Genomic DNA, 25,653 nt, shown 5'->3' on the forward strand with positions numbered 1-25,653 from the left:
TGTAAACAATGCATTTTGCGCGAATTTCCTCGCCGCAACCTATGGGTTTTTAATCAGTTTTCCAACGCTCCGGCTGCAGTTGCGCCCATGATGGCCTATGCCCGCTTGACGGGCAAGCGCTGCCCGTCCCCAGCCCTATGCGTTCGCGGAATTCCCCTGCCGCACCAATGCGATGAGCCCTGCATCCGGCAAGCCTGAGGGGGCGACGGGTGCAAATGCCTGTGCTAGGCTCGCCGTCGATTACTCTCCCGGTGGTGCGCGCCGCCGGGTCTCCGCATTTTGAAAAGGTAGGGATTTTGGATGGCTCCGCACGCACGCACCGCGCGATTTGTCACAACTTTCATGATGGCCCTCGTCGGCGGGCTGCTGTTCTTCGCGTTCCTCTATGAGGATGCGGTGGCGCTTGGCCCGGAGCGGGCGGGGGCCGAGCCGCGCAGCCTGCAGATACGCTATCTCGTCGCCATGGTGCTGGGCGGGGCGCTGTCGGGCTGGCTGCTGTCGGGCCTTTACGGGCGGCGCGGGATCGGGGGCTATCTGCTTGGCTTCGTCGGCTCGATCGTGGCGCTGATGGTGGCGGGGCTGTTTGGCAGTGCCGTGGGTCTGCTGCCCGACATCCTGCGCCAAGGCTGGGACGCATCCGATCTGATCCCGATCCTCTTTGGTGCCGTGGCGCTGCCGCTCTCTTTCGCCGGAGCGCCGCTGCTGTTCGTGGGCTGGCTGGTGATCAGCCTCGCCACGCATCTCTGGGCCAGGCGGGTGCGCGGCGCCTGAGGCGGCCACTGCGCATGGGGCGGGTGCCAGGGAGGCACCCGCCGTGCCGGGTCAGCTGCCCGGTATCAATTGCCCGGTGTCAGCTGCCCGGAGTCACGTGGCTGATGTGATCGCCGCTTTCGTCCTCGGCGCCGCGCGCCTTGTTGACCACATAGACGCCGCCGTCTTCGGCGGGTGTCAGGTGGTTGGGGTAGCTGCCGATCTCGGTCTTCGCCACCACGTCGCCCTCGGGCGAGACGGCGACCAGCGAGTCCGAGCCGCGCACCGCGACCCACGCCAGATCGTTCACCGCGTCATAGGTCACGTTGAGCGGCCCCGAACCCACTGGCACGTCATGCAGCACCTCGCCGGTTTTGGCGTCGAGGATCAGCAGGTTGTCGGTGTTCATGCCGGTGGTGAAGATCAAACCGTCCGCTGCGTCATAGGCCACGCCGATGGTGCCCTTGGACAGCGGCAGCGCATGCACAGAGGTCTGCGTGCCGGTGCCCAGATCGACCGTCGCCACCTCGTCGGTGGTCAGGCTGACCACGACCAGCGTGCCGCTCTCGGCGTCGATGTCCATGCTGGCGGTGCCAAAGCGCTCGCCGCGCTTGCCCGAACTCAGCTCGATCGGGGCCAGCTCTTCCAGCGTCGCGCTGTCGAAGACATGGATCACCGGCTCGAAGGTGGCGCTGACGTAGACCTTGCCGTCCAGCACGAGCGCATCGCGGGGGTGCGGCACCGCGCCGGGCTCGAACTGCTTGATCAGCGACAGATCGTCGGCACTATAGACCGCCACGGTGTTCTGCCGCGTGTTGGTCACCCAGACCTGCCCCTGTGCCGCATCGACGCCAACGCCATAAACCGCGAAGACACCGCCATCGCGGCCATCGTCGCCATCCGGCGCGTCTGCGGGGGTCACTTCGGCCAGCACTTCCAGCGTCGACGGATCAAGCTTCATCAGCTTGCTTTCGGTCACCGGCGGGCGGCCCACGGCGGAGGTCACGTAGAGCGCATCCGGGGTTTGCGCCACCTGATAGAGCCCCGACGCCAGTTTCTGCGACGTGACGTTGAGCCCGCCGCTTTCGGGCAGCACCGGCGAGACCTTCAGATCCACGGTCATGGCAAAAGCCGGATCGGCGATCTCGGCCACCACCGGGTAAAGCCCCGGCTCAGCGCCTTCGGGGATGGTAATCTCGGTGCGGAAGGTGCCCTTGGCATCGGCCACGATCGGCGCGCCCTCGTTCAGCGCGACGCCATTCTGCCGCAGCACGACGCTCTGACCGGGGGTGAAGGATCTTCCGCGGATCTCGGCCTTGCCCCCCGCAATGATGGGCGCACGGTTCAGCCCCTCGGCGATCATCTGGCCCTCAAAGCCCTTGGCAAGGTCGGTGAACGGGTCGGAAAGCGCAGCGCCAGCCATCAGCGCGGAAAGCGCGAGGCCGCAAACGCCAGTGCGGAGTGCCGTGGCAAGGGACATGAGTGTCCTCCTTTGGAGGCGGCCGGGCGGGCCGCTGAAAACTGAAAGCAATAGCTTGGGCGCAGCGCCGTGGCTCTGCGGCGAGGGGCGCGCAGGTACCATCTGACTAGAATGACCGACTTTTCCAGTCAAGTATTTGGCGTGTCACATGACATGGCCGTGATCTCGCCCCGACCCAGCGCCCAATCTGCGGATACCCGCAAACGCGCCGCGTGATTGACGGATTGTCTGGCAATCGGTCAATGCCCTTGCTACGCATTTCCCCGGAGGACGATTCACAGGGAGGAGAATTCATGTCCAAGACCTTTACCGCCGCCGTTGCCGGCGCGTTCCTGCTGGCGGGTGCCGCCAGCGCCCAGACCACGCTGCGCATCCAGACCCACCAGTCGCCGGAATCCGTCGCAGGCCAGCTTGTGCGCGAGTTCGCCGAGCAGGTGGAAACCATGTCGGGCGGCTCGCTCGACCTCGAGATGTTCTACAGCTCCGCCGTCGTCGCCTCGGCCGAGACCTTCGGGGCCGCCGCCAATGGCATCCTCGATTGCGACATGACCAACCCCAGCTATCAGACCGGGCGCAACCCGGCGTTCCAATTCGTCGCCGACACCATGGGCGGCTACGACACGCCGCTGCAGTACCTGAGCTGGATCTCGCAGGGCGGTGGCCGCGAGGCGATCAACGAGCTGTACCACGAAAGCGGGATGGAATTCGTCGGCGCCTATCTGGGCGGTCAGGAGTTGATGAACTCCACCGCGCCGCTGGCCGGGATCGAAGACCTGCAGGGTTGGAAGTTCCGCTCGCCGCCGGGCATGGAATCCGAGATTTTCGCCGAACTGGGAGCCACCCCGGTGGTGATGGATTTCACCGAGATCTTCACCGCGCTGGAAACCGGCATCATCGACGGGGCGGATGCCTCGACGCTGGCCAACAACGTGGGCCTTGGCATCTATGACATCGCCAAGCACACCACCTACCCCGGCTTCCACTCGATGAGCTCGGACCATCTGGCCTGCAATAAGCAGGTCTGGGACGGGCTCGAGCCGGCGCAGCAGGCGATCCTGAAAGCGGCGGTGGATGATCTGGCGCTGAACCTGATGATGCGCACCATCGTGCAGAACGGCGAGGCGCTGACCGCCCTGCCCGAGAAAGGCGTGACGATCTACGACTGGTCCGCCGAGGACCGCGCCGCCTTCCGCAAGGCCGCGATCAGCCGCTGGGATGTCTGGGCCGAGAAATCGCCCGAGGCCAAGGTCATGGTCGACAGCCACAAGGCCTTCCTCAAGCGCATCGGCCTTGGTCAGGACAGCGACAGCTGATCCCGACCGCAAACCTGAGCGCGCGGCCATCCCCGGCCGCGCGCGTCCCTCCATTGCTACGGAAAGACACTTAGGATGAACGTTCTGATCATCGGCGGCGGCGGTTTCGTCGGCCGCAAGGTTGCCCAAAGCCTCGCCGCGCGCGGCGACCTGCGCGACGCGCCCATCGACAAGATCACGCTGGCCGACATTGTGGCGCCCGACCCCATCGAGGCCCCCTTCCCCGTCGAGACCCGCGCCTGCGACATCACCGACCGTGCCTCGGTGGACGCGCTGATCGACGCCGAGACCGACGTGATCTTCCATTTTGCCGCCGTCGTCTCGGCCCATGCCGAGGCCGATTTCGAGGCAGGCATGAAGGTCAACCTCGACGGCACGCTCAACGTGCTGGAGCGCTGCCGCGCGCTGGAGACCTGCCCGGTGGTGGTCTTCACCTCCTCGCTGGCGGTCTTCGGCGGTGAGGTGCCCGACCCGATCACCGATCACACCATTCCCAACCCGCAGACCTCCTACGGCATGCAGAAGGCCATTGGGGAGCTGCTGCTCAACGATTATTCGCGCAAGGGCTATGTGGATGGCCGCGGCTTCCGCCTACCGACCATCTCGGTGCGTCCGGGCAAGCCCAACCGCGCCGCCTCGTCCTTCATGTCCTCGATCATCCGCGAGCCGCTGAACGGCGAGCCCGCGATCTGCCCAGTGGACGAAGGGCAAGAGCATTTCTACCTCTCGCCGCGCCGCTGCGTGGAAAACCTGATCAAGGGCGCCGAACTTGATGCCGAAGACCTCGGCATGCAGCGCTGCATGACCATGCCCGGACAGCGCCTGTCGATCCGCCAGATGATCGACGCGCTCACCGCCGTGGCCGGACCGGAACCCGCGAAGCTGATCAAATGGGAAGAACAGCCCGAGATCGCCGCGATCGTGCGCGGCTGGCGGTTCGACTACCGCTTCGACAAGGCGCTGGCGCTGGGGCTTGAAGCCGACGCGAGCTTCGAGGAAAACGTCCGCTACTACATGGAAGACGACATGCCTAAGGCCTGACGGGCCGAAAGAGACGCGATGCTGACCCCGATTATCCAGACCCCGCGATACCGGCTGGTGGCCGAGGAGATCGCCGCGCGCATCCGCGCCGGTGACTTCGCGCCCGGCACCAAGATGCCTGCCGACAAGGATCTGGTCGCAAAGCTCGGGGTCAGCCGCACCACCGTGCGCGAGGCGATGATCGCGCTGGAGCTTATGGGCTATGTGGTCACCCGCTACGGCGCCGGGGCCTTCGTCACCGACACGCTGCCCGCCGCTCCGCCTGAGGTGAAGGGCGAACCCAGCGGCCTGCCGGGCTTTTTCGAACTGGTCGAGGCGCGCGCCGTCTTCGAGCCCGAGATCGCCGCCATCGCCGCCGGGGCGATCTCGCCCGCGGAGATCGCGGCCCTCAACGCCTGTATCGAGGGCATGTGCGACACCTCCCTGCCCTTCGACCGGATCGAGGCGCATGACCGCGAGTTCCATCTGATCGTCGCGCGCTCGACCGGCAATTCGGTCTTCGTCTCGGTGGTCGAGGAGTTCTGGCGCGTGCGTCAGCGCTATCCGGAATGGACCCGCCTCAACAACCGCCAGAGCGCCGAGGACATTGCGCGGTTCTCGCGCGACGAGCATGTGGCCATCGTCGATGCGCTCGCCGCGCGCGACGCCGGTGGGGCGCGCGCCGCCATGGCGCACCATTGCCGCAACTCGGGCCAGCCGCTGCTGGAGCGTTGGCAACTCTTCGAAGGCGATGGCGGCGGCGAGGAAGTGCTGCACCGGCTAAAGGCGCGGGCAGGTCAGAGCTGAATGACGAAGGGCTGAGGGGGCGCTGCCCCCGTCGCGCGAAGCGCGACTCCCCCGGCATATTTTTAAAGAGAAGAAGCTCCGGGAAGAGAAGAAGCTCCGGGGGCGGCTTGGATGCGCACAGAAAAAAGGCCCGCGCGCCATAGGGCTGCGGGCCTTTGATCAACTTATGCGCGAGTTCACTTCAGATCGAAGCGGTCGGCGTTCATCACCTGTGTCCAGGCTTCTGCGAAATCCTCGACGAACTTTCCGGCGTTGTCGTCTTGCGCGTAGACCTCGGCATAGGCGCGCAGGATCGAGTTGGAGCCGAAGATCAGGTCCATGCGGGTGGCGGTCCATTTGACCGCGCCGCTCTGGCGGTCGCGGATTTCATAGAGCCCCTCTCCCACCGGCACCCAAGTGTTGGCCATGTCCACAAGGTTGACCAGCACATCGTTGCTGAGCGCGCCGGGGCGGTCGGTAAAGACCCCATGCGCCGTGCCGCCGTGGTTGGTGCCCATGGCGCGCATGCCGCCGAAGAGCGCCACCATCTGCGGCGCGGTCAGCCCCATCAGCTGCGCGCGGTCGAGCATCAGCTCCTCGGCGGAGACGGCGTAGTCCTGCTTGAGCCAGTTCCGGAAGCCATCGGCCAGCGGCTCGAGCGCATCGAAGCTCTCGGCGTCGGTCATCTCGTCGGTGGCGTCGCCGCGGCCCGGCGCGAAGGGCAGGTCAAGATCGACGCCCGCGGCCTGGGCCGCCTGCTCGACCCCGAGATTGCCCGCCAGCACGATCACATCGGCGATGGAGGCACCGCTTTCGGCGGCGATGGGCTCCAGCACCGAGAGCACCTTGGCAAGACGCTCGGGCTCGTTGCCCGCCCAGTCCTTCTGCGGCGCCAGTCGGATGCGTGCGCCATTGGCGCCGCCACGCATGTCAGAGCCGCGGTAGGTGCGGGCGCTGTCCCATGCGGTGGCGATCATTTCGGCAGGGCTGAGGCCGGATGCAGCGATTTTCGCCTTCACCGCCGCAACGTCGTAATCGGTTGTCCCCGCGGGGACAGGGTCCTGCCAGATCAGATCCTCGGCGGGCACATCGGGGCCGAAGTAGCGCGCTTTGGGGCCCATGTCGCGGTGCGTCAGCTTGAACCACGCGCGGGCGAAGGTGTCGGCGAAATAGGCGGGGTCGGCCATGAACTTCTGGCAGATCGCGTTATAGGCCGGGTCCACCTTCATCGCCATATCGGCGTCGGTCATGATCGGCATGGTCTTCATCGCCGGGTCTTCGACGTCGGCGGGCATGTCCTCTTCCTTGATGTCCACCGGCATCCACTGCCATGCACCGGCGGGGGATTTCTTCAGCTCCCACTCGTGGCCGAAGAGCATGTCGAACCAGCCCATGTCCCATTGCGTGGGGTTGGAGGTCCATGCGCCCTCGATGCCCGAGACCACCTGATCGCGGCCAATGCTGCGGCCCTTGGTGTTCATCCAGCCGATGCCCTGATACTCGGGCTCGGCGGCTTCGGGATCGGCGCTGAGGTCCTCGGCGAGCCCGTTGCCGTGGCATTTGCCGATGGTGTGCCCGCCTGCGGTGAGCGCGGCGGTTTCCTCGTCATCCATCGCCATGCGCTTGAAGGTCTCGCGGACCTGCTCGGCGGTCTTCTGCGGATCGGGCTGGCCGTTCACCCCCTCGGGGTTCACATAGATCAGGCCCATCTGCACGGCGGCCAGCGGGTTCTCCATGGTCGCGGGGTTCGACACGTCGTCATAGCGGCTGTCGGAGGCGGCGAGCCATTCCTTCTCGGCGCCCCAGTAGACGTCTTTCTCGGGGTGCCAGATGTCCTCGCGGCCGAAGGCGAAGCCAAAGGTTTTCAGCCCCGCGACCTCATAGGCGATGGTGCCCGAGAGGATCATCAGGTCAGCCCAGCTGACCTTGTTTCCGTATTTCTTTTTGATCGGCCAGAGCAGGCGGCGGCCCTTGTCGGTGTTGACGTTGTCCGGCCAGGAGTTCAGCGGTGCAAAGCGCTGGTTGCCGGTGCCGCCACCACCGCGCCCGTCGGCGAGACGGTAAGAGCCCGCCGCGTGCCACGCGACGCGGGCGAACATGCCGACGTAGGATCCCCAATCGGCGGGCCACCACGCTTGGCTGTCCTTCATCAGCTGACGGAGGTCATCCTTCAGCGCCTCGACGTCGAGCGATTTCAGCTCTTCTTGATAGTCGAAGTCCGGCCCCATCGGGTTGGTCTTCAGATCGTGCTGGCTGAGGATGTCGAGGTTGAGGCTCTTGGGCCACCAGCTGGTGACCGACTGGCCCCGCTCGGTCAGGCCGCCATGCATCACCGGGCATTTGCCTGCGGTGCTGATGTCGTTTCCGTCCATGTCAATTCTCCCATAGGATGGTCATCCTTGCGCGGGACGAAGGCAGGGCGTGGGGCGCTGGCGCGGGTCTTTGGCGGACCCTGCCCGGCTCGACGCCGTCTTCCCTCCTGCACGGTCAGTCTAACCAGACGGGCCGGACGGGTCAGGTGATTCGTACCACCTGACGTTGCGCATGCGTCATTCTGCCTCGGGCTAAATTATGAGTTTCACATGCTGCATTTATGTCACGAGCCGGTTACGCGAAGGCGCCATCACAGCGCCATGGCCGGGGTCGGGCCGCTGTCCTCCAGCTCCCAGATCGCGCGCCACTGGCCGCTGCGGCGCTCCAGCCGCAGGTAGTTGCGCGCTGCCGCGTAGCGCGTGCTTTGGCCCGGCAACGGGCGGATGCGGATCGGATGCTCGGGCAGCGGTGCCTCGCCCAGCCCCGCCAGCGTGCCCAGCCCCAGCGCATAGGCGCGCGGCGGCGCGCGGTGCGAAATGCCCGAAGCGACCAGCTGGTGGATGAGATGCTCGCCCGCGCCCATCTCGGCGCGGGTGGCGAGGTGGATCTCGCCCGACAGCACGGTGACCGGCCCGGCGCGGCGCATCCGCAGCACTTCGCTCAGCATCCGCCGCCATTCGTCGCGATGCGCGCGGCTCTGCCATTGGTCGCGCAGATCATCCTCGTATTTCTGCATCTTCGGGATCGCCATCATCAGCCCCTCGATCAGCGACAGGCGCGGGCCGAGCAGCGGCACGGAGGAGACGAGGAACGTATGCGGGCCGCCTTCGGTCTGGGTGACGCCCTGCCAGCCCGGCGCGCCCATGACTTGCCGGCGCTCCCGCTCGGATCGTAGATCAGGGCCAAAGAGCGTCAGGCCGGGCAGCTCGTGCCGCCATGACAGGCTGCGCCCCTCAGGGTCGAGGAAAAGCTGCGGCACATCCTCTTCGCGCGCCGCATGCTGGAACAAAAGATAGGTCTCGCGCGCGACGCGGAACAGCAGCTGCCCCACCGCCGAGCGGGTGGCGTCGCGGTGCAGCGAGCCCCAGCCGTCGCAGATGTCATGATCGTCCCAGACGCAAAGCGCGGGCACTTCGGCGGAGACCTCGGAAAATCCGGGGGCCGAGAAGGTGCTGAGGTAGCGCTCGTAGAAGCGGGCGCGCAGGTGGCGTTCGAGATCGGCAAGCTGCGCGGGCGTGGGGGTTTCGGGAATTTCGTCCGGCCAGTCGTCGCTGAGCGGATGGCCATGGGTCGCCTCGTCGGCATAGATTTGGTCGCCGCCCATGAGCATAAGGCCAAAGGCGCTGTCCCGGTGCTGGCCAAGCAGGCGCTGCCACATGGCGTTGCGCTCTTCGGCGTCGCGGCCAAGGTCGCCATGCTCTTCGCCGTTGCAGGAGACGAACGCGATGCGCAGATCACCGGAGAGATCGGCCTGCACCCAGCGCTCGGAGCCCTCGAAACTGTAGTGCGGCGCGTCCTGTGGCAGCGTCAGATCATAGCGCCAAAGCTGGCGGCCCTCGCAGGCGGCCAGAGGCAGCGGGGCGACACCCATGCCGCCCGCCAGCATCTCGCCGGGCGTCTCGCCCTCGGGGCGCACCACAAGCGCGGCGACGCGCAGCGCATCTGCCTTAGCGGCACGGAAATAGAGGATCGGGCCGATCCGATCGGGGAAACTGCTCATCTGCGGGGTCCTGCTGTGTCTTGCCTTCGCTAGAGATAGGCATCCGCCGCGGAAATGCCCGTGTCCGCGCGGAAAATCGCGCGGGAAGGTCTGTCAGACCTTGGCGATGGCCTCGGCGATCGCCGCCATACGCCCGGCACCTGTGGGCAGGGTCGGCAGCAGCGCAGCGAGCAGCAGACGGGCCTTGGCAGCGCTTAGGTCCCCGGCGAGCAGTGCGCCCGCCTCCACCATTGTGACGCCGCCGCTGTCGGAGCCATAGATGGCGCGGGTGCGTCCCTCGGGGCAGCGCGAGGCGAGGATCACCGGGATGCCCGCCGCCACCAGATCGCGCGTGGCATCCGCAAAGCCCTTGGGCGCATTGCCGCGGCCAAAGGCCTCGATCACCGCGCCGCTGGCGCCATTGGCCCCGGCCCACTGCAGATAGCGCGGCGTGCTGCCGAGCCCCAGCGCCACCAGCTCGACATCAGGATCAAGCGCGGGCGTGTCGATGACAAACCGCGGGCGTGCCGGGCGGGAGTAGAGATGCACCTCGCCCTCGTCGATCTCGCCCAGCTTGCCGTGGCCGTTCGAGCGGAATGTGTCGACGCGCGAGCTGTGCACCTTGCTGACGTAGCGCGCGCCGTGGATGTCGCCCTCGAAGACGATCACCGCGCCAACGCCGGTCAGGTCGGGCGTGGCGGCGGTGAGCAGCGCGTCGCGCATGTTGCGCGGCCCGTCGGTGTCGGGCTGGCCCGCGTGGCGCTGCGCCCCGGTGAAGACCACAGGCTTGTCGGATTTGACCAGCAGGCGGGCGAGGAAGGCGCTTTCTTCCATCGTGTCGGTGCCATGGGTGACGACCACCCCATCGACACCCGGCTCGGCAAGCCGCGCGTCGATATGGCGGCAGATACTATGGACCGTCTCGAGTGTCAGCGCGTTGCTGCCCGCCGCGGGAAGGTTGTCGACGGTAACGTCGATGCCCGGCAAGGGCGCATGCAGGTTTTTCAGCAGCGCGTCGCCGGTGAGCCCGGCGGTCACGGGGCCCCCTTCGGTCTGGGCAAAAGAGGCGATGGTGCCTCCGGTCGCGACGAGAACGATATGGGGCATGCGAAACTCCTATGGCACGGGATGCGCGGACCATGAGGCCCGGCGGCGACTGCGCGGAAGGATCGGCGCAGTGCCACCCACGCGGGATCGACCATGCAGAGGTTCGGAACCTTAGGGAAGATAGCGTTTTGGGAAGATACGGGGGGAGGCGGCGACCCAAGGGAGGAGGAGAAGGGTCGCCGCCGATTTCCGGGGCTTGAGGGAGGAGGAGTAAGCCCCGGGAAATCCCGTAACGCGTTTCCGCGTCTGTGAGCAGAATGTACTAACTGTTCCAATTGCTCACAATCGCAAAAGCTGCAAGCCTGCCCTGCTCTGTGCGCATGGCAGCGAGAACGCGGCAAATCCGCTCCAGTTTCAGCGATCTGCGTTGGTCGCAGCAGTCCACCCCTCAATGATGCAAGGGCGGGCTCGGATTGCGGCGTCTGGCGCTGCGGTGGCGGATGTGGTCTCTGGACCGCAGGCATTCCGAGGCACCACCTGCGCCGCGTGTCTCATCTGCCTCATTCCACATCATCTTGCGATTTCCGATCCGCCCACCGCTAACTGTATGTTGACGGCCTATTGGTGAACTGATCTACATGTAGTTGCTTTCGGTTCATCGAGTCGGGTGACGGCCCGGCGCGGCGCTAAGAGGGAAACCGGTCTGATTCCGGTGCTGCCCTCGCAACTGTAAGCGGCGAGTGAAGGCCCTGAGAGCCACTGGGATATCCCGGGAAGGCGCGGCCGGAACCACGACCCGCAAAGCCAGGAGACCTGCCGGAAGCCGGATAGAATTTACCACGAACGGAGGGTTCGGGGCGTGATCAAACGGCGGCAGGCAAAAGTCCTGTCCGGCGGTGCGCCCTCCCCTTCACAGCTTAGGACGCAAGAGCATGATCACCGTCTACTCGAAACCGGCCTGCGTGCAGTGCACCGCAACCACCCGCGCGCTGGACGCCAAGGGCATCGATTACAACGTGATCGACCTGACCGAGGACGCCGACGCCATGGCCCGCGTCACCGAGATGGGCTATCGCCAGGCGCCCGTGGTCACCTCGGGCGAGGACCACTGGTCGGGCTTCCGCCCCGACCTGATCGCACGCATCGCCTCCTGATCATTCGAGGGGATCGGCCATGTCCGGGCTCGTCTATTTTTCTTCTGCCAGCGGCAACACCGCGCGCTTCATCTCTGGCCTTGGCCGGGCGGCGCTGCGCATCCCGGTGTCGCCGAAAGAGATGACGCCCGAGACCGCCGACCCCTTCGTGCTGATCTGCCCGACCTACGCCGATGGCGAGGGCCGGGGCGCGGTGCCGAAACAGGTGATCCGCTTTCTCAATGACCCGTCCCGCCGCGCGCTGCTGCGCGGCGTGATCGCTGGCGGCAACCGCAACTTCGGCGAGACCTTCGCCCTTGCGGGCCGCGTCATCGCGCAAAAATGCAATGTCCCCCTGCTCTATTCCTTCGAGCTGGCGGGAACGACCAAGGATTTCGCCCGCGTCAACGACGGGCTCGACGCTTTCTGGGGGACCCCATGCTTGACCGCCTGAACGAGACGCTGGATTACCACGCGCTCAACGCGATGCTGAACCTCTATGACGAGGCCGGCAACATCCGCTTTGAGGCGGACCGCATGGCCGCGCGGCAGTATTTCCTGCAGCACGTGAACCAGAACACGGTGTTCTTTCACTCGCTGACCGAGAAACTGGGCTATCTCGTCGACGAGGGCTATTACGAGGCCGAGGTGCTCGCGCAGTATGAGCAGAGCTTCCTGCAGAAGATCTGGGACGCGGCCTTTGCCAAGAAGTTCCGCTTCCCGACCTTCCTCGGCGCGTTCAAATACTACACCTCCTACACGCTGAAGACCCGCGACGGGAAACGCTTCCTCGAACGTTACGAGGACCGTGTGGTGATGGTGGCGCTGGCGCTGGCGCGCGGCGACGAAGGGCTGGCGATGTCCTTCATGGAAGAGATCCTGTCGGGCCGCTTCCAGCCCGCCACGCCGACCTTCCTCAACGCGGGCAAGAAGAGCCGGGGTGAGCTGATCTCGTGCTTCCTGCTGCGCATCGAAGACAACATGGAAAGCATCGGCCGCGCCATCAACTCGTCGCTGCAGCTGTCGAAGCGTGGCGGCGGCGTCGCCCTGATGCTGACAAACATCCGCGAGGCCGGCGCGCCGATCAAAGGCATCGAGAACCAATCCTCGGGCGTCATCCCGGTGATGAAGCTGCTCGAAGACAGCTTCTCCTACGCCAACCAGCTTGGGGCCCGTCAGGGCGCGGGCGCGGTCTATCTGAACGCGCACCACCCCGATATCCTGAAGTTCCTCGACACCAAGCGTGAAAACGCCGACGAGAAGATCCGCATCAAGACCCTCAGCCTTGGCGTGGTGATCCCCGATGTGACCTTCGAGCTCGCCAAGCGCAACGAGCCGATGTACCTCTTCTCGCCGCATGACGTGCAGAAGGTCTATGGCGTGCCCTTCTCGGAAATCTCGGTCACCGAGAAATACGAGGAGATGGTCGAGGACAAGCGCATCCGCAAGACCAAGATCAACGCCCGCGCCTTCTTCCAGACGCTGGCCGAGATCCAGTTCGAGAGCGGATATCCCTACATCATGTTCGAGGACACGGTGAACGAGATGAACCCGGTGGACGGGCGCATCACCATGTCGAACCTCTGCTCGGAAATCCTGCAGGTGGCCGAGGCGTCGGAGTTCAACGACGACCTGAGCTACTCGAAGCTGGGCACCGACATCTCGTGCAACCTCGGCTCGATGAACATCGCCAAGACGATGGACGGCCCCAACTTCGGCACCTCGATCGAGACCGCGATCCGCGCGCTGACCGCCGTGTCGGAAATGTCTGCGATCGACAGCGTGCCCTCGATCCGCCGCGGCAACGACGAGAGCCGCGCGATTGGCCTTGGCCAGATGAACCTGCATGGTTACCTCGCCCGCGAGCATGTGCACTACGGCTCGGACGAGGGGGTCGAGTTCACCTCGGTCTATTTCGCCGCCGTGGCCTATCACGCGCTGCGCGCCTCCTGCGCCATGGCGCGGGAAAAGGGCATGACCTTCAAGGGTTTCGAGAAGTCGAAATACGCCAACGGCAGCTTCTTCGAGAAATATGTGACCCGCGACTGGCTGCCGCAGAGCGAGACCGTCGCCAAACTGTTCGACGGCATCGCCCTGCCCTCGCGCGCCGACTGGGAGCAGCTGAAGGCCGACGTGATGGAGCACGGGCTGTACAACCGCAACCTGCAGGCGGTTCCGCCCACCGGCTCGATCAGCTACATCAACAACTCGACCTCCTCGATCCACCCGATCGTGTCGAAGATCGAGATCCGCAAGGAAGGCAAGATCGGTCGCGTCTACTACCCGGCCGCCTTCATGAACAACGAGAACCTCGAGTATTACCGCGACGCCTATGAGATCGGTCCGGAGAAGCTCATCGACACCTATGCCGCCGCCACCGAACACGTGGATCAGGGCCTGTCGCTGACGCTGTTCTTCCCCGCCGAGGCGACCACGCGGGACATCAACCGCGCGCAGATCTACGCGTGGAAGAAGGGGGTCAAGACGATCTACTACGTGCGCCTGCGCCAGACCGCGCTGGAGGGCACCGAGGTGCAGGGCTGCGTGTCCTGCACGCTCTGAGGCGGCCGCGGGGGCTCTGCCCCCGCACCCCCGGAGTATTTTTGGAAAGATGAAAGGGGCGCGGGGCGCTCTGGATGATAGAGGGCCGATGGCCCGCGAATGGGATGATCCGATGAAGGACAGTGTCACCTCCCCCGCCGTGCCGCGGGCGATCAACTGGAACCGGCTGCAGGACGAGAAGGACCTCGAGGTCTGGAACCGTCTGACCGTCAACTTCTGGCTGCCCGAGAAGGTGCCGCTGTCGAACGACGTGCAAAGCTGGGCGACGCTGACCGAGGCCGAGCAGCGGCTGACCATCCGGGTGTTCACCGGGCTCACCCTGCTCGACACCATCCAGAACAGTGTCGGCGCGCCGGCGATGATGCCCGATGCGCAGACCCCGCATGAAGAGTCGGTGCTGACCAACATCGCCTTCATGGAAGCGGTGCACGCGCGCAGCTACAGCTCGATCTTCTCGACGCTCTGCTCGACCCGTGAGGTCGACGAGGCCTTCCGCTGGTCGGAAGAGAACCCGCATCTGCAAGCCAAGGCGCGCGCGGTACTGGAGACCTATGCCGCGGGGAGCGATCCGCTGAAGCGCAAGGTCGCCTCGGTGTTCCTTGAGAGCTTCATGTTCTACTCGGGCTTCTACCTGCCGATGTATTGGTCGAGCCGCGCCAAGCTGACCAACACCGCCGACCTCATCCGGCTGATCATCCGCGACGAGGCGGTGCACGGCTATTACATCGGCTACAAGTTCCAGCGCGCACTGGAGCGCGAGAGCGAGGCGCGCAAGGCCGAGCTGAAGGAATACGCCTTCTCGCTGCTGTTCGAGCTTTACGACATCGAGGCGCGCTACACCGAAGAGCTGTATGACGGCATCGGGCTGACGGAAGAGGTCAAGGCCTTCCTCCACTATAACGCGAACAAAGCGCTGCAGAACCTTGGTTTCGAAGCGCTTTTCCCGCCTGAAGCTGCCGAGGTGAACCCCGCTATTCTGGCCGCGCTGAGCCCAGACAGCGAGAACCACGACTTCTTCTCGGGCTCGGGTTCGAGCTATGTGATCGGCAAGGCCGTGGCCACCGAGGATGAAGACTGGGACTTCTGACGCCAGCCTTCATTGTGAGAGATTTCCGCGCCGCGGTCAGCCCTGCTGACCGCGGCGTTTTCTTTGGCATGCAGCTGTGTACGGAATGCGCGAACGCGGTGATCACAGCGGGGAAACGCGACATCTGCATTCATGCACAGTGAGTGTGCGGGCTGGGCCCACAGGGGTGGTTTAACGCTAAACCAAACCGTCATTCGCGATGCATTGCGGCCCTCATTTTGAGGGGTTTTCCCGTCATCATGCGCAAAGTCACGTTTTCGTGTCGCCTTGTCAGAGGCTTATGATCTGTGATCATAGCGGCATTGCATCCGGGTGCGGTCATCTTGCGCGGCAAGGTGACGCAGCGTAGGGCGACAAAGTGTCGCTCTGCGTGAGCGCACGTTTGTTCCACCTAAATACCGGCAGGACACCCCTAAATGACCGATCTACCCGGATACCCGAGCCGCCGGGGCTTTCTGAAAGCCTCCGCCGCCGGTGTCGCACTCTCGGGTCTCGCCGCCTCTGCCTCTGCGCAAGAAGCCCCGGCGCCCGTCTCCCTCGATCAATACGAACGCGAATATCTCAGCGCCGATGAATGGGCCTTTGTGATGGCTGCGACAGCGCGGCTCATCCCCTCCGAAGGCGATGGCCCCGGCGCCATCGAAGCGCGTGTGCCGGTGTTTATCGACCGCCAGCTTGCCAGCGACTACGGCACCGCCGACGATTGGTACATGGACGGCCCGCATGACGCCGCCGCCGAGCCCGCGCGTGGCTGGCAGACGCCGCTGACCCCCGCCGAGGTTTATCGTCAGGCGATCCCCGCCTTTGACGCCTGGTGCCAAGAGACCCATGGCGCGGCCTTTGCCGATCTTTCGCCCGAGCAGCAGGATGTCTCGCTCACCTCGTTGCAGAACGGCGACGTCGCGCTGGCGAACGAGCTGCGCGAGTTTTGGGGTCTGCTGCTGAGCAACACCAAGGAAGGCTATTTTGCCGACCCGCAATATGGCGGCAACCAAGGCATGCAGTCCTGGGTCTACATCGGCTTCCCCGGTGCCCGCGCGGCCTATCGGGAATGGCCCGAGCGCCACAACGTGAAATACCCGCTTGGTCCGGTCTCGATCAGCGGCGAAAGGGCATAAGCATGGCACGTCAGGAAAAAAAGAAAGACGTGGTCATTGTCGGCCTCGGCTGGACCGGTTCGATCGCAGGCATCGAGCTGGCGCAGGAAGGCCTCGACATCGTCGCGCTGGAGCGCGGCCATGATCAGAGCACCGTCCCCAACTTCGAATACCCGCAGCAGATCGATGAGCTGAAATACGGCGTGCGCCTGAAGATGATGCAAAAGCCGAGCCAGCAGACCGTCACCGTGCGCCGCAACGATGGCGAACGCGCGCTGCCCTATCGCTCGCTTGGATCGTTTCTGCCCGGCAATGGCGTTGGCGGTGCGGGCACGCACTGGAACGGCCTCAACTGGCGTCCGCAAGAGGTTGAGCTGAAACTGCGCAGCCACGTGCGCGACAACTGGGGCGAGCAGATCATTCCCGAGGGGATGAACCTGCGCGACTACCCGGTCAGCTATGATGATCTCGAGCCGTTCTTCACCCAGTTCGAGAAGGTCGCGGGCATCTCTGGCTATGCCGGCAACCTCAACGGCGAGATCCGCGAAGGCGGCAACCCGTTCGAAGGCTGGCGCTCGGAAGACTTCCCGATGCCGCCGCTGCCGACCACCTACAACTCGGCAAAGTTTCAAGAAGCCGCCAAGGCGATGGGCTACCACCCGTTCCCGGCCTCGGCGGGCATCGCGTCCACGTCCTATGTGAACCCTTATGGGATGCAGATGGGGCCGTGTAACTTCTGCGGCTTCTGCGAGCGCTACGGCTGCTACCAATACTCCAAGTCCTCGCCGCAGACGGCGATCCTCGGCGCGCTGAAGCGCATGCCGAACTTCGAGTATCGCACCAATTCCGAAGTGCTGCGCGTGGAACTGGCCGAGGACGGCAAGACCGCGACTGGCGTCACCTATTGGGACGAAGCGGCGCAGGAAGAGGTGTTCCAGCCTGCCGATATCGTCATCCTGTCGAGCTACCAGCTCAACAACGTGCACTTGATGCTGCTGTCGGGTCTCGGCGAGGCTTACAATCCGCTGACCGGCACCGGCACGCTGGGCAAGAACTACGCCTACCAGATGAACGGCGGCGTCTCGATGTTCTTCAAGGACGCCGAGTTCAACCCCTTCGTCGGCCATGGCGCCAACGGTATGGTCATCGACGACTTCTCGATCAGCCAGAACGACTTTGGCGCCGAAGGCTTTATCGGCGGTTCTTACTGGCGCTCGGGCACGTTCAACGGTCAGCCGATCCGCAACATGCCGCTGCCCAAGGGCACGCCGAGCTGGGGCGCGGGTTGGAAGGAAGGCATCGGCGAGTGGTACGGCCACGCCATGTCGATCGGCTCGCATGGCTCGCATATGGCCTATGCGAACAACCACCTCGACCTCGATCCGACCTACACCGACCGCCACGGTCGTCCGCTGATGCGCATGACGTTCAACTGGCAGGACAACGACCTGAAGATGAACCAGTTCATGAAATCGAAGATGGAGCCGCTGGCCGCTTCGATGAACCCTGACATCATGCAGGCGGGCTTTAAGGACATCGGTGCGCAATACGACGTGCGTCCCTATCAGACGACGCATAACACCGGTGGTCACATCATGGCCGAGAACGCGCAGGAAGGCGCGGTCAACCGCTACTCCCAGACCTTCAAGGCGCACAACGTCTTCGCCATGGGCGCGGGCAACTTCGTGCAGAACACCCAGTACAACCCCACCGGGCTTGTGGGCGGTCTGGCCTATCACACGGTGCACGCGATCCGCACGCAGTACCTCTCGAACCCCCGTCCGCTGGTCTGAGGAGAACGTAAATGAAGACCTTTCTCCGCATTATCGGCGGCCTCGTGGTTCTGGGCATCGTCTGCCTGCTCGCCTTCATCTTCGTGCCCGTGCAGCGTAGCGCACCGGCTGAGGAACTGGCTGCCAACTGGGAGCCCGAGCCCGGTCAGGGCGAATATGTGATGCATGCCTCGGACTGTGTGGCCTGCCACACCGCCGAGGGTGGCGCGCCGCTTGCCGGTGGTCGCGCCATCGCCTCGCCCATGGGCACCATCTGGTCGACCAACATCACCCCCGACGCCGAGACCGGCATCGGCGCGTGGTCTTATGACGACTTCCGCGCGGCCATGGTCGACGGCATCGCCAAGGGCGGCACCCATCTTTATCCGGCGATGCCCTACGAGAACTATCGCCTGATGAAGGAAGAGGACATTCGTGCCCTCTATGATTACCTCATGGCAGAGGTCGCGCCGGTGTCGAACGAGGTGCAGGAAACGCAGCTGAAGTTCCCCTTCAACCTGCGCTTCGGCATCCGCGCGTGGAACTGGCTGGCGCTGACCCATGACGCCGGGTTCAACCCGGTGGGCGCGTCCGAACTGCAGGACCGTGGCCAGTATCTCGTCGAAGGCCCCGGCCACTGCGCCGCGTGCCACAGCCCCCGTACGCCCTTCATGTCGCAGGACGGTGTGACGGCGGATGAGGACAGCTTCCTCACCGGCGGCGTCATCGACGGCTGGAACGCGCCGGCGCTGCGCGGCGAAGGCTCTGTTCCGCAGGCGTGGAGCGTGGGCGAACTGGCGGACTATCTTGCCACCGGCCGCAACGCGCATTCCGCCGCCAATGGCGAAATGGGCCTCGTGGTCGAGCACTCGCTGCAGTATCTGACGGATGAGGACAACCTCGCCATGGCCGCCTTCCTCAAGGGGATGGATGGTGCAAAGGTCGAGACCCCCGAGACCGTAGCTGATGCAGGCCCGATCGTGACCCCGGATCCCGAAGCGGACGATGCGGGCCGCGAGACTGCAGAGATGCTGATCTCGGCGGATCCCGAAATGCCGCTGGGCGCACGTCTCTACACCGACAACTGCATCGGCTGCCACTTTGCCACCGGCAAGGGCGCTCCGGGCATCTTCCCGGAACTGCAGGACAACCATCTGGTGACGGGCTCGGAAACCAAGCCGCTGATCTCGGTGATCCTGAACGGTGCCGAGGTGCCGGGCACGGCCAAGCGTCCGATGACGCTGCGCATGCAGGGCTATGCCGACCGTATGTCGGATGACGAAGTGGCCGAGCTGGCGACATGGCTGCGCAAGGCGTGGGACAACGACGCCGGTGTTGTAAGCGCCAGCGATGTGGCGGTGGTACGCGGCGCTGACGCGACGCACTGATCGCCGCACGTTCCTGATATAAGTGCCAAAAAGAAGGGCGGGCCGGATTTCCGGCCCGCCCTTTTCATGCAGCGGGTTTGACCGTGGCAAACGCCCTCAGAACGTCTTGGTCAGACCGAAGTAATAGGCCCGCCCCGGCTCGTTGTAGGTGTTGGCCCCGTCGCCCGAGCGCAGGATCTCGGTGTTGAAGAGGTTGGTCACCCCAGCCTTCAGGTTGAAGCCGTTGTCGAACTGATAGGTCATGCCGAGATTGACCAGCGTGTATGGATCGCGGTCCTCGGTGTCATCCTCTTCATAGCCCGTGGTGGCGCTGTAGCTCGTGGCCTCGATCTTGCCGTAGTGGGTCAGCGAGGGCGTCACGGTCATGCGCTCGTTCGCCTGCCAGTCCAAGGCGGCGTTGATCGTGTACTCGGGCACCAGCGACAGCGGCACTTCGACCGAACCGCCACCCTCAAGCTCGAGCTGCTGGACCGACTCGATCATATAGGTGCCGTTGACGCGAAGGTTGAAGTCCTCGCCGATCGGGGTGGCAAAGCTGCCCTCCAGACCCTGCACGCGCGACTGGGGGATGTTCTCCCACTGGTACAGGCGCCCATCCCGCCACGCGCCGCGCTGATAGACCGAGGCCGTGCCGACCTGTTCGGTGCCCGACTGGATCTTGTCGCGGTAGTCGTTGTGGAAATAGGTCAGCGTGGCGTTCATCCCGTTCATGCCGGTGTACTGAATACCGATTTCCTTGTTGATCGAGGTCTCGGGCTTCAGGTCCGGGTTCGACAGCACGTAGCACGGCCCGTCGCGGTAATAGGGATAGGGGCAGCCATTGCCCGAGGTTACATAGACGTAGTTGTCGGCCAGTTGGTAGAGCGTCGGCGATTTGAACGCTTTGGCCACGCCGCCTTTGATCGTCCAAGCGGAGTTGATCGCATAAGAGGCATTGAGCCCGCCCGACCAGTTGTAGCCAAAGGTGTCGGCGTAATCGAGGCGGACCGAGGGGGTCAGCGTCAGCTTGTCGGTCCACTCGATGTTGTCTTCGAGGTAGAGGCCTAGCGTCGCCTGCTCGGTGAGCTCGTCGCCGCTGGCCGGATCGAAGTCGTCGGATTCAACCGTGGCAAACGAGTTGTAGCCGCTGAGGTCCAGCGTCTCATAGCGCGCCTCGGCCCCCAGCGTCAGCGCCGACGGGCGGCCCAGCGTGCTGTGGTTGAGGTAGCTTTCATGTTTCGCCGAGAGGGCGTTCAGGGTCACGATGTCCCAGTCGCTCTGCGAGTTGATCGCGCCCTCGCTGCCGCCCGCGCCGCCTTCGGAGAGGCGCTCGTTGATCGTGCGCTCGAACTGCAGATAGCTCATCGTCTCACCCCAGCCGTAGCTGCCGTTGTGGGTGACGCCGAAGGTGTAACGCTCCATGGAGTTGGTCTCGGAGCCATCCTCGGCCAGTTCGTTCACGTCCTCGCGCGAGTTGTTGCCGATGCCATTGCCGAGCAGCGTGTCGCCCGCATAGATGTTGCCCTGACGCGACCAGCCCAGATCGACGTCGAAACGGTTGATGTCGCTGGGCTCCCAGCTGAGGCGCAGCGAGGCGTCCTTGTTGATCACGCCCTCGTTGCCGGAGTTGGAATAGCAGCTTTCCTCGCCGGTATCCTCATCCGTCGAGCACTCGGCTTCGGCCTCGTTGATGTCGGTCTCGTCGCCATCGGTCTTGTTGTAGCTGGTCGAAAAGCGCAGGCCGAGCGTGTCGGTCAGACGCTTTGCCCAGAGCAGGTTGTAGCGCTGGGTCATGCCCTCGCTGCTGCTTTCGGGCACATCGAAGAAGGTGCTGAGCTGCAGCAGATCTTCGTCGGGCTGCTTGGTGATGATGTTCACCACGCCGCCCGCCGCGCCCGAGCCGTAGCGGGCCGCCGCCGGGCCGCGGATCACCTCGATGCTTTCGACCATTTCGGCGGGCACCCAGTTGGTGTCGCCGCGGGTGTCGCGCTCGCCCGAGCGGCCCTGCTTGACCGAGGTGCGCGACAGCACCGGCTTGCCGTCGATCAGGATCAGCACGTTTTCGGGGCCCATGCCGCGGATGTCGACCTGCCGCTGGTTGCCGCGCTGGCCCGACGGCGAGGTGCCGCTGAGGTTGACGCCGGGCATCTTGCGGATGATCTCGGCCACATCGTTGACGACCGGCTGCTTCTGCAGGTCTTCCTCGGTGATGGTCGAGGTGCCCAAGGCCTGTTTGATCTGTTCTTCGGCGGTCAGAACGATTGTGCCAAGCTCATACTCGGCCTCGTCGCCGAGGGTGAAATCCTGCGCCAGCGCCGGGGTCAGCGGGACGGCGGACAGAAGAAAGACGGCTGTGCCAGAGGCCAGCCGCGCACGTACGGATGCCATAAGCGATCCTCTCCACGCGTTAAAATGTTGCGGATTTTAGGGGGACTGCTCGCGGCTAGCTGGCCACTGCGAAGAACCACGTTCCTTGCAGAGCCTCAATCGTGGCGCTGCGGTGGCGCCACGGCGTGTTACAATTACGCAACATAAAGCCGCCCCAGAGAATGCCTCCGGGGCGGGAAACCAGAACTGGTCGGCGGACTTATTCGGCGGGTGCCGTCCCCTCGCCCGGTGCGCCGAAATCCATGGTCGCCGCGACCGCGCGCCGCCATGCGGCGTATTTGCGATCGCGCAGCGCCGCCTCCATCTGCGGCTCGAACCGCGCCTCGCGCGCCCACGCCTCCGCGAAGGCTTCCATCCCCGGCATCAGCCCCGCCTTTTGCCCGGCCAGCCACGCGGCGCCCATGGCCGTGGTCTCAAGCACCGTGGGCCGTTCCACCGGCGCGTCGAGAATATCCGACAGATACTGCATGCCCCAGTCCGACGCGCTGAGCCCGCCGTCGACGCGCAGCGCCGCCATCTCCACATCGCCATGCGCCGCGCTCCAGTCGGCCTTCATCGCCTCGATCAGATCGCGGGTCTGATAGCCGACGCTTTCCAGCGCGGCGCGGGCGAACTCGGCGGGGCCCGAGTTGCGGGTGAGCCCGTAGATCGCGCCGCGGCAGTCGGCATTCCAATAAGGCGCGCCAAGGCCAGTGAAGGCGGGCACCAGCACAAGCTCCTGCGCCGGGTCTGCCGCCTCGGCCAAGGGCTGGCTTTCGGCGGCATGGCGGATCACCTGCAGCCCGTCGCGCAGCCATTGGATCACCGCGCCAGCCACGAAGATCGAGCCTTCGAGCGCATAGGTGGTCTTGCCGCCGATGCGATAGGCGATGGTGGTCAGCAGCCGGTTTTGCGAGACCACAGGCGTGTCGCCGGTGTTGAGCAAGGCAAAACAGCCGGTGCCATAGGTGGATTTGACCATGCCGGGCTGAAAGCACGCCTGCCCGATCGTCGCCGCCTGCTGATCGCCCGCAATACCGAGGATCGGGATCGGGCGCCCGAAGAGATCGGCGCGGCACTCGCCGAAGTTCGCGTCGCAATCGCGCACCTCGGGCAGCATCTTGGTGGGAATGTTTAGCCGCTTGCAGATCGCCTCGGACCAGCGGCCCTCGCGGATGTTGTAGAGCATGGTGCGGGCGGCGTTGGTGGCGTCGGTGGCATGCACCGCGCCGCCGGTCAGTTTCCACACCAGCCAGCTGTCGACCGTACCAAAGAGCAGCTCGCCCTTCTCGGCCCGTTCGCGCGCGCCTTCCACTCGGTCGAGGATCCACGCCAGTTTGGTCGCCGAGAAATAGGGGTCGAGCAGCAGGCCGGTTTTTTCGGTGACCGTCTCTTCAAAGCCCTCGTCGCGCAGCTTGCGGCACATCTCGGAGGTGCGGCGGTCCTGCCAGACGATGGCGTTGTGGATCGGCTTGCCGGTGTCCTTTTCCCACACCAGCGTGGTCTCGCGCTGGTTGGTGATGCCGATGGCCGCGATGTCATCCGCGCCGACGCCCGCTTTCTCGACCACCGCGCGGCAGGTGGCGGCGGTGGTGGACCACAGGTCGAGCGGATCATGTTCGACCCAGCCGCTTTGCGGGAAATGCTGCGGGAACTCCTCCTGTGCCGAGGCGGTGACCTGCAGCTTGTCGTCAAACAGGATCGCGCGGGTCGAGGTGGTGCCTTGGTCGATGGCGAGGATGAGGGTCATGGGGTCTGCTGGCCTTTTGTCTGCGTCTGTCCGTGACTTCGTTGGTGAGTGCCGGGTGCGTCCTGAGCCGGGCGGGCGCCTGCCCGTGGGGTGGCGCATCGTCTTCTGGGGTCTTCCTTTTATCCCGGCCAGGTCCGGACGACACCCGAGCGCCGCGCACCGGTGCAAAAGCGCCAGCCCGCCGGGACGGGCAGGCGCTCGCCCGGCGGCCTTCGGCCTTGATTCCGGGCGGGTCCGCGGCGTCGATGCACGAGCATGTCCTCCAAATCAGTCTCTTACCGAACTCGTATCGGCGATGGCGCCGCGGCGCCATGGCGAAGACGAGAAGAAGGGGGCGGGCATAGCCCCGCCCCCTTCACATCTAGGTCACTGCCACGAGGCGACGAGTTCGTCGTAGGACACCGTCTTGGGCTCCTCACGCTCGTTCTCGATCTTCGGCTTCGGCGAGCCTTCCATCGAGAGCCACTCTTCGGCGTCCTTCTCCTCGTTCATCACCGGGCCCAGATCTCCCTGAATACCGGCGCGCTCGAGGCGCTCCATCACCCGCTCCATGTCAGAGCAGAGGCTGTCGAGGGCTTCCTGCGCGGGCTTCGCACCGGACATGGCGTCGCCGATGTTCTGCCACCACAGCTGCGCCAGCTTGGGATAGTCCGGCACGTTGGTGCCCGTGGGCGACCAGCGCACGCGGTCCGGCGAGCGGTAGAACTCGACGAGGCCGCCCAGCTTCGGCGCGCGCTCGGTGAAGCTCTCGTCCTGGATCGAGCTTTCGCGGATGAAGGTCAGGCCAACGTGGCTCTTCTTCACGTCCACGGTCTTGGAGGTGACGAACTGCGCATAGAGCCATGCGGCCTTGGCGCGGTCTTCGGGGGTGGACTTCATCAGCGTCCACGAGCCCACGTCCTGATAGCCGACCTTCATGCCGTCTTCCCAGTAGACGCCATGCGGCGACGGGGCGAGACGCCACTTGGGCGTGCCATCCTCGTTCATCACCGGCAGGCCGGGCTCGACCAGCGACGCGACGAAAGTGGTGTACATGAACATCTGCTGCGCGATGTTGCCCTGCGCCGGAACCGGCCCCGCCTCGGAGAAGGTCATGCCCATGGCCGAGGGCGGCGAGTATTTGTTGAGCCACTCGATCGCCTTGTCGACGGCATAGACCGCCGCCGGGCTGTTGGCCGCGCCGCCGCGCGACATGCAGGCGCCCACGGGCTGCGAGTTCTCGTTCACCCGGATGCCCCATTCGTCGACCGGCAGGCCGTTCGGCTCGCCCTTGTCGCCCATGCCGGCCATCGACATCCACGCGTCGGTGTAGCGCCAGCCAAGCGAGGGGTCCTTCTTGCCGTAGTCCATCGAGCCGAAGATGTCCTGCCCGTCGATGTTCCGGCCGGTGAAGAACTCGGCGATGTCCTCATAGGCTGACCAGTTGACCGGCACCCCCAGCTCGTAGCCATATTTCTCTTCGAACTCGGCCATGATCTCGGGATCGGTGAACCAGTCGTAGCGGAACCAGTAGAGGTTGGCGAACTGCTGGTCGGGCAGCTGGTAGAGCTTGCCGTCCGGAGCGGTGGTGAACTGGGTGCCGATGAAATCCTCGAGATCGAGCGTCGGGCTGGTCACCTCGGCACCCTCGTTCTCCATCCAGTCGGTGAGGTTGCGCACCTGCTGATAGCGCCAATGGGTGCCGATCAGGTCGCTGTCGTTGACATAGGCATCATAGATGTTCTCGCCCGACTGCATCTGCGTCTGCAGCTTCTCGACCACGTCGCCTTCGCCGATGAGGTCATGGGTGATCTTGATACCGGTGATCTTCTCGAAGGCCGGGGCAAGCACCTGGCTTTCGTATTCATGCGTGGTGATCGTCTCCGAGACCACCTTGATCTCCATGCCCTGGAACGGCTGGGCCGCGTCGACGAACCACTGCATTTCGGCTTCCTGATCCTCGCGCGAGATCGCCGACAGATCGCCGATCTCCGCATCGAGGAAGGCTGTGGCCGCCTCCATGTCGGCAAAGGCCGGCCCGCTCAGCAGGCCAAGCGCCAACGCCATGGCTGTCGTTGTCTTAAGGTTCATGGTTTCCTCCCTTTGGTATAAATCCGCCCGCCCCCTGGTT

Annotated in this window: 18 protein-coding genes and 1 riboswitch; of the genes, 11 read left to right on the plus strand and 7 right to left on the minus strand. The window is 64.8% G+C overall.

Features of this window, described 5'->3' with window-relative positions; genetic code table 11:
- Window positions 1-300: 300 nt before the first annotated feature.
- Window positions 301-771 (plus strand): hypothetical protein, encoded by a 471-nt coding sequence (locus tag ACXAD2_RS25630; RefSeq protein ID WP_475176895.1) that lies wholly within the window; start codon window positions 301-303, stop codon window positions 769-771.
- A 79-nt stretch (window positions 772-850) separates the two neighbouring features.
- On the opposite strand, the gene ACXAD2_RS25635 is transcribed toward ACXAD2_RS25630, so the two are convergent.
- Entirely contained in the window at window positions 851-2,230 is a 1,380-nt protein-coding gene (locus ACXAD2_RS25635; RefSeq protein WP_475176899.1) for a YncE family protein, read from the minus strand.
- Window positions 2,231-2,523: 293 nt separating this feature from the next.
- Between ACXAD2_RS25635 and ACXAD2_RS25640 the strand changes: the two genes are divergently transcribed.
- From ACXAD2_RS25640 to ACXAD2_RS25650, 3 genes are all read left to right on the plus strand, one after another.
- The gene (locus ACXAD2_RS25640) at window positions 2,524-3,543 is read left to right on the plus strand and encodes a TRAP transporter substrate-binding protein (protein WP_475176902.1); all 1,020 of its coding nucleotides are present in this window, start codon (window positions 2,524-2,526) and stop codon (window positions 3,541-3,543) included.
- A 75-nt stretch (window positions 3,544-3,618) separates the two neighbouring features.
- Window positions 3,619-4,584: a D-erythronate dehydrogenase gene (denD, locus tag ACXAD2_RS25645; RefSeq protein WP_475176906.1), complete on the plus strand. Its 966-nt coding sequence runs from the start codon at window positions 3,619-3,621 to the stop codon at window positions 4,582-4,584.
- Window positions 4,585-4,602: 18 nt separating this feature from the next.
- Window positions 4,603-5,370 (plus strand): FadR/GntR family transcriptional regulator, encoded by a 768-nt coding sequence (locus ACXAD2_RS25650; protein ID WP_475176909.1) that lies wholly within the window; start codon window positions 4,603-4,605, stop codon window positions 5,368-5,370.
- Between the two features lie 176 nt (window positions 5,371-5,546).
- Here the strand turns inward: ACXAD2_RS25650 and katG are convergent, their stop codons facing one another.
- The 3 genes from katG to ACXAD2_RS25665 form a co-directional block, all read right to left on the minus strand.
- A complete protein-coding gene (katG, locus tag ACXAD2_RS25655; RefSeq protein ID WP_475176913.1) occupies window positions 5,547-7,721 on the minus strand; it encodes a catalase/peroxidase HPI in 2,175 nt (724 codons plus the stop codon).
- Between the two features lie 251 nt (window positions 7,722-7,972).
- Window positions 7,973-9,382, minus strand: a complete 1,410-nt coding sequence (locus ACXAD2_RS25660) for an alkaline phosphatase D family protein (RefSeq protein ID WP_475176916.1) — start codon at window positions 9,380-9,382, stop codon at window positions 7,973-7,975.
- A gap of 93 nt (window positions 9,383-9,475) precedes the next feature.
- Entirely contained in the window at window positions 9,476-10,468 is a 993-nt protein-coding gene (locus tag ACXAD2_RS25665; RefSeq protein ID WP_475176918.1) for an asparaginase, read from the minus strand.
- Window positions 10,469-11,042: 574 nt separating this feature from the next.
- A riboswitch (cobalamin riboswitch) is annotated at window positions 11,043-11,243 on the plus strand.
- Between the two features lie 97 nt (window positions 11,244-11,340).
- On the opposite strand from ACXAD2_RS25665, the gene nrdH reads away from it, so the two are divergent.
- From nrdH to ACXAD2_RS25700, 7 genes are all read left to right on the plus strand, one after another.
- The gene (gene nrdH / locus ACXAD2_RS25670) at window positions 11,341-11,562 is read left to right on the plus strand and encodes a glutaredoxin-like protein NrdH (protein WP_066110033.1); all 222 of its coding nucleotides are present in this window, start codon (window positions 11,341-11,343) and stop codon (window positions 11,560-11,562) included.
- 19 nt (window positions 11,563-11,581) lie between these two features.
- Window positions 11,582-11,995, plus strand: a complete 414-nt coding sequence (gene nrdI / locus ACXAD2_RS25675) for a class Ib ribonucleoside-diphosphate reductase assembly flavoprotein NrdI (RefSeq protein WP_066110035.1) — start codon at window positions 11,582-11,584, stop codon at window positions 11,993-11,995.
- Complete coding sequence (gene nrdE, locus ACXAD2_RS25680) at window positions 11,980-14,103, plus strand: class 1b ribonucleoside-diphosphate reductase subunit alpha (RefSeq protein WP_475176927.1); 2,124 nt, start codon at window positions 11,980-11,982, stop codon at window positions 14,101-14,103. Before nrdI ends, nrdE begins: the two co-directional genes overlap by 16 nt.
- A gap of 112 nt (window positions 14,104-14,215) precedes the next feature.
- Window positions 14,216-15,190, plus strand: coding sequence for a class 1b ribonucleoside-diphosphate reductase subunit beta (nrdF, locus tag ACXAD2_RS25685; RefSeq protein ID WP_475178405.1), 975 nt, complete (start codon window positions 14,216-14,218; stop codon window positions 15,188-15,190).
- Window positions 15,191-15,606: 416 nt separating this feature from the next.
- Window positions 15,607-16,308, plus strand: coding sequence for a gluconate 2-dehydrogenase subunit 3 family protein (locus ACXAD2_RS25690; RefSeq protein ID WP_475176932.1), 702 nt, complete (start codon window positions 15,607-15,609; stop codon window positions 16,306-16,308).
- A 2-nt stretch (window positions 16,309-16,310) separates the two neighbouring features.
- Entirely contained in the window at window positions 16,311-18,080 is a 1,770-nt protein-coding gene (locus ACXAD2_RS25695) for a GMC family oxidoreductase (protein ID WP_475176937.1), read from the plus strand.
- Window positions 18,081-18,091: 11 nt separating this feature from the next.
- Entirely contained in the window at window positions 18,092-19,447 is a 1,356-nt protein-coding gene (locus ACXAD2_RS25700) for a c-type cytochrome (RefSeq protein ID WP_475176939.1), read from the plus strand.
- A 96-nt stretch (window positions 19,448-19,543) separates the two neighbouring features.
- Here ACXAD2_RS25700 and ACXAD2_RS25705 read toward each other — a convergent pair whose 3' ends face one another.
- The 3 genes from ACXAD2_RS25705 to ACXAD2_RS25715 all read right to left on the minus strand — a co-directional run bounded on the left by ACXAD2_RS25705 (window position 19,544) and on the right by ACXAD2_RS25715 (window position 25,613).
- The gene (locus tag ACXAD2_RS25705) at window positions 19,544-21,814 is read right to left on the minus strand and encodes a FepA family TonB-dependent siderophore receptor (RefSeq protein WP_475176941.1); all 2,271 of its coding nucleotides are present in this window, start codon (window positions 21,812-21,814) and stop codon (window positions 19,544-19,546) included.
- Between the two features lie 199 nt (window positions 21,815-22,013).
- Complete coding sequence (gene glpK, locus ACXAD2_RS25710; RefSeq protein ID WP_475176944.1) at window positions 22,014-23,543, minus strand: glycerol kinase GlpK; 1,530 nt, start codon at window positions 23,541-23,543, stop codon at window positions 22,014-22,016.
- 366 nt (window positions 23,544-23,909) lie between these two features.
- Window positions 23,910-25,613: an ABC transporter substrate-binding protein gene (locus ACXAD2_RS25715; RefSeq protein WP_475176948.1), complete on the minus strand. Its 1,704-nt coding sequence runs from the start codon at window positions 25,611-25,613 to the stop codon at window positions 23,910-23,912.
- Window positions 25,614-25,653: the final 40 nt, after the last annotated feature.

Source organism: Salipiger sp. ABN3_019 (assembly GCF_056158605.1).

Bases quoted from the DNA above. Each gene is read 5' to 3' on its own strand.
- nrdE (WP_475176927.1), top strand. From the start codon at position 11,980: ATGCTTGACCGCCTGAACGAGACGCTGGATTACCACGCGCTCAACGCG.
- glpK (WP_475176944.1), bottom strand. From the start codon at position 23,543: ATGACCCTCATCCTCGCCATCGACCAAGGCACCACCTCGACCCGCGCG.
- nrdI (WP_066110035.1), top strand. From the start codon at position 11,582: ATGTCCGGGCTCGTCTATTTTTCTTCTGCCAGCGGCAACACCGCGCGC.
- ACXAD2_RS25695 (WP_475176937.1), top strand. From the start codon at position 16,311: ATGGCACGTCAGGAAAAAAAGAAAGACGTGGTCATTGTCGGCCTCGGC.
- nrdF (WP_475178405.1), top strand. From the start codon at position 14,216: ATGAAGGACAGTGTCACCTCCCCCGCCGTGCCGCGGGCGATCAACTGG.
- ACXAD2_RS25660 (WP_475176916.1), bottom strand. From the start codon at position 9,382: ATGAGCAGTTTCCCCGATCGGATCGGCCCGATCCTCTATTTCCGTGCC.
- ACXAD2_RS25690 (WP_475176932.1), top strand. From the start codon at position 15,607: ATGACCGATCTACCCGGATACCCGAGCCGCCGGGGCTTTCTGAAAGCC.
- katG (WP_475176913.1), bottom strand. From the start codon at position 7,721: ATGGACGGAAACGACATCAGCACCGCAGGCAAATGCCCGGTGATGCAT.
- ACXAD2_RS25700 (WP_475176939.1), top strand. From the start codon at position 18,092: ATGAAGACCTTTCTCCGCATTATCGGCGGCCTCGTGGTTCTGGGCATC.
- ACXAD2_RS25630 (WP_475176895.1), top strand. From the start codon at position 301: ATGGCTCCGCACGCACGCACCGCGCGATTTGTCACAACTTTCATGATG.
- ACXAD2_RS25705 (WP_475176941.1), bottom strand. From the start codon at position 21,814: ATGGCATCCGTACGTGCGCGGCTGGCCTCTGGCACAGCCGTCTTTCTT.
- ACXAD2_RS25640 (WP_475176902.1), top strand. From the start codon at position 2,524: ATGTCCAAGACCTTTACCGCCGCCGTTGCCGGCGCGTTCCTGCTGGCG.
- ACXAD2_RS25715 (WP_475176948.1), bottom strand. From the start codon at position 25,613: ATGAACCTTAAGACAACGACAGCCATGGCGTTGGCGCTTGGCCTGCTG.
- denD (WP_475176906.1), top strand. From the start codon at position 3,619: ATGAACGTTCTGATCATCGGCGGCGGCGGTTTCGTCGGCCGCAAGGTT.
- ACXAD2_RS25650 (WP_475176909.1), top strand. From the start codon at position 4,603: ATGCTGACCCCGATTATCCAGACCCCGCGATACCGGCTGGTGGCCGAG.
- nrdH (WP_066110033.1), top strand. From the start codon at position 11,341: ATGATCACCGTCTACTCGAAACCGGCCTGCGTGCAGTGCACCGCAACC.
- ACXAD2_RS25665 (WP_475176918.1), bottom strand. From the start codon at position 10,468: ATGCCCCATATCGTTCTCGTCGCGACCGGAGGCACCATCGCCTCTTTT.
- ACXAD2_RS25635 (WP_475176899.1), bottom strand. From the start codon at position 2,230: ATGTCCCTTGCCACGGCACTCCGCACTGGCGTTTGCGGCCTCGCGCTT.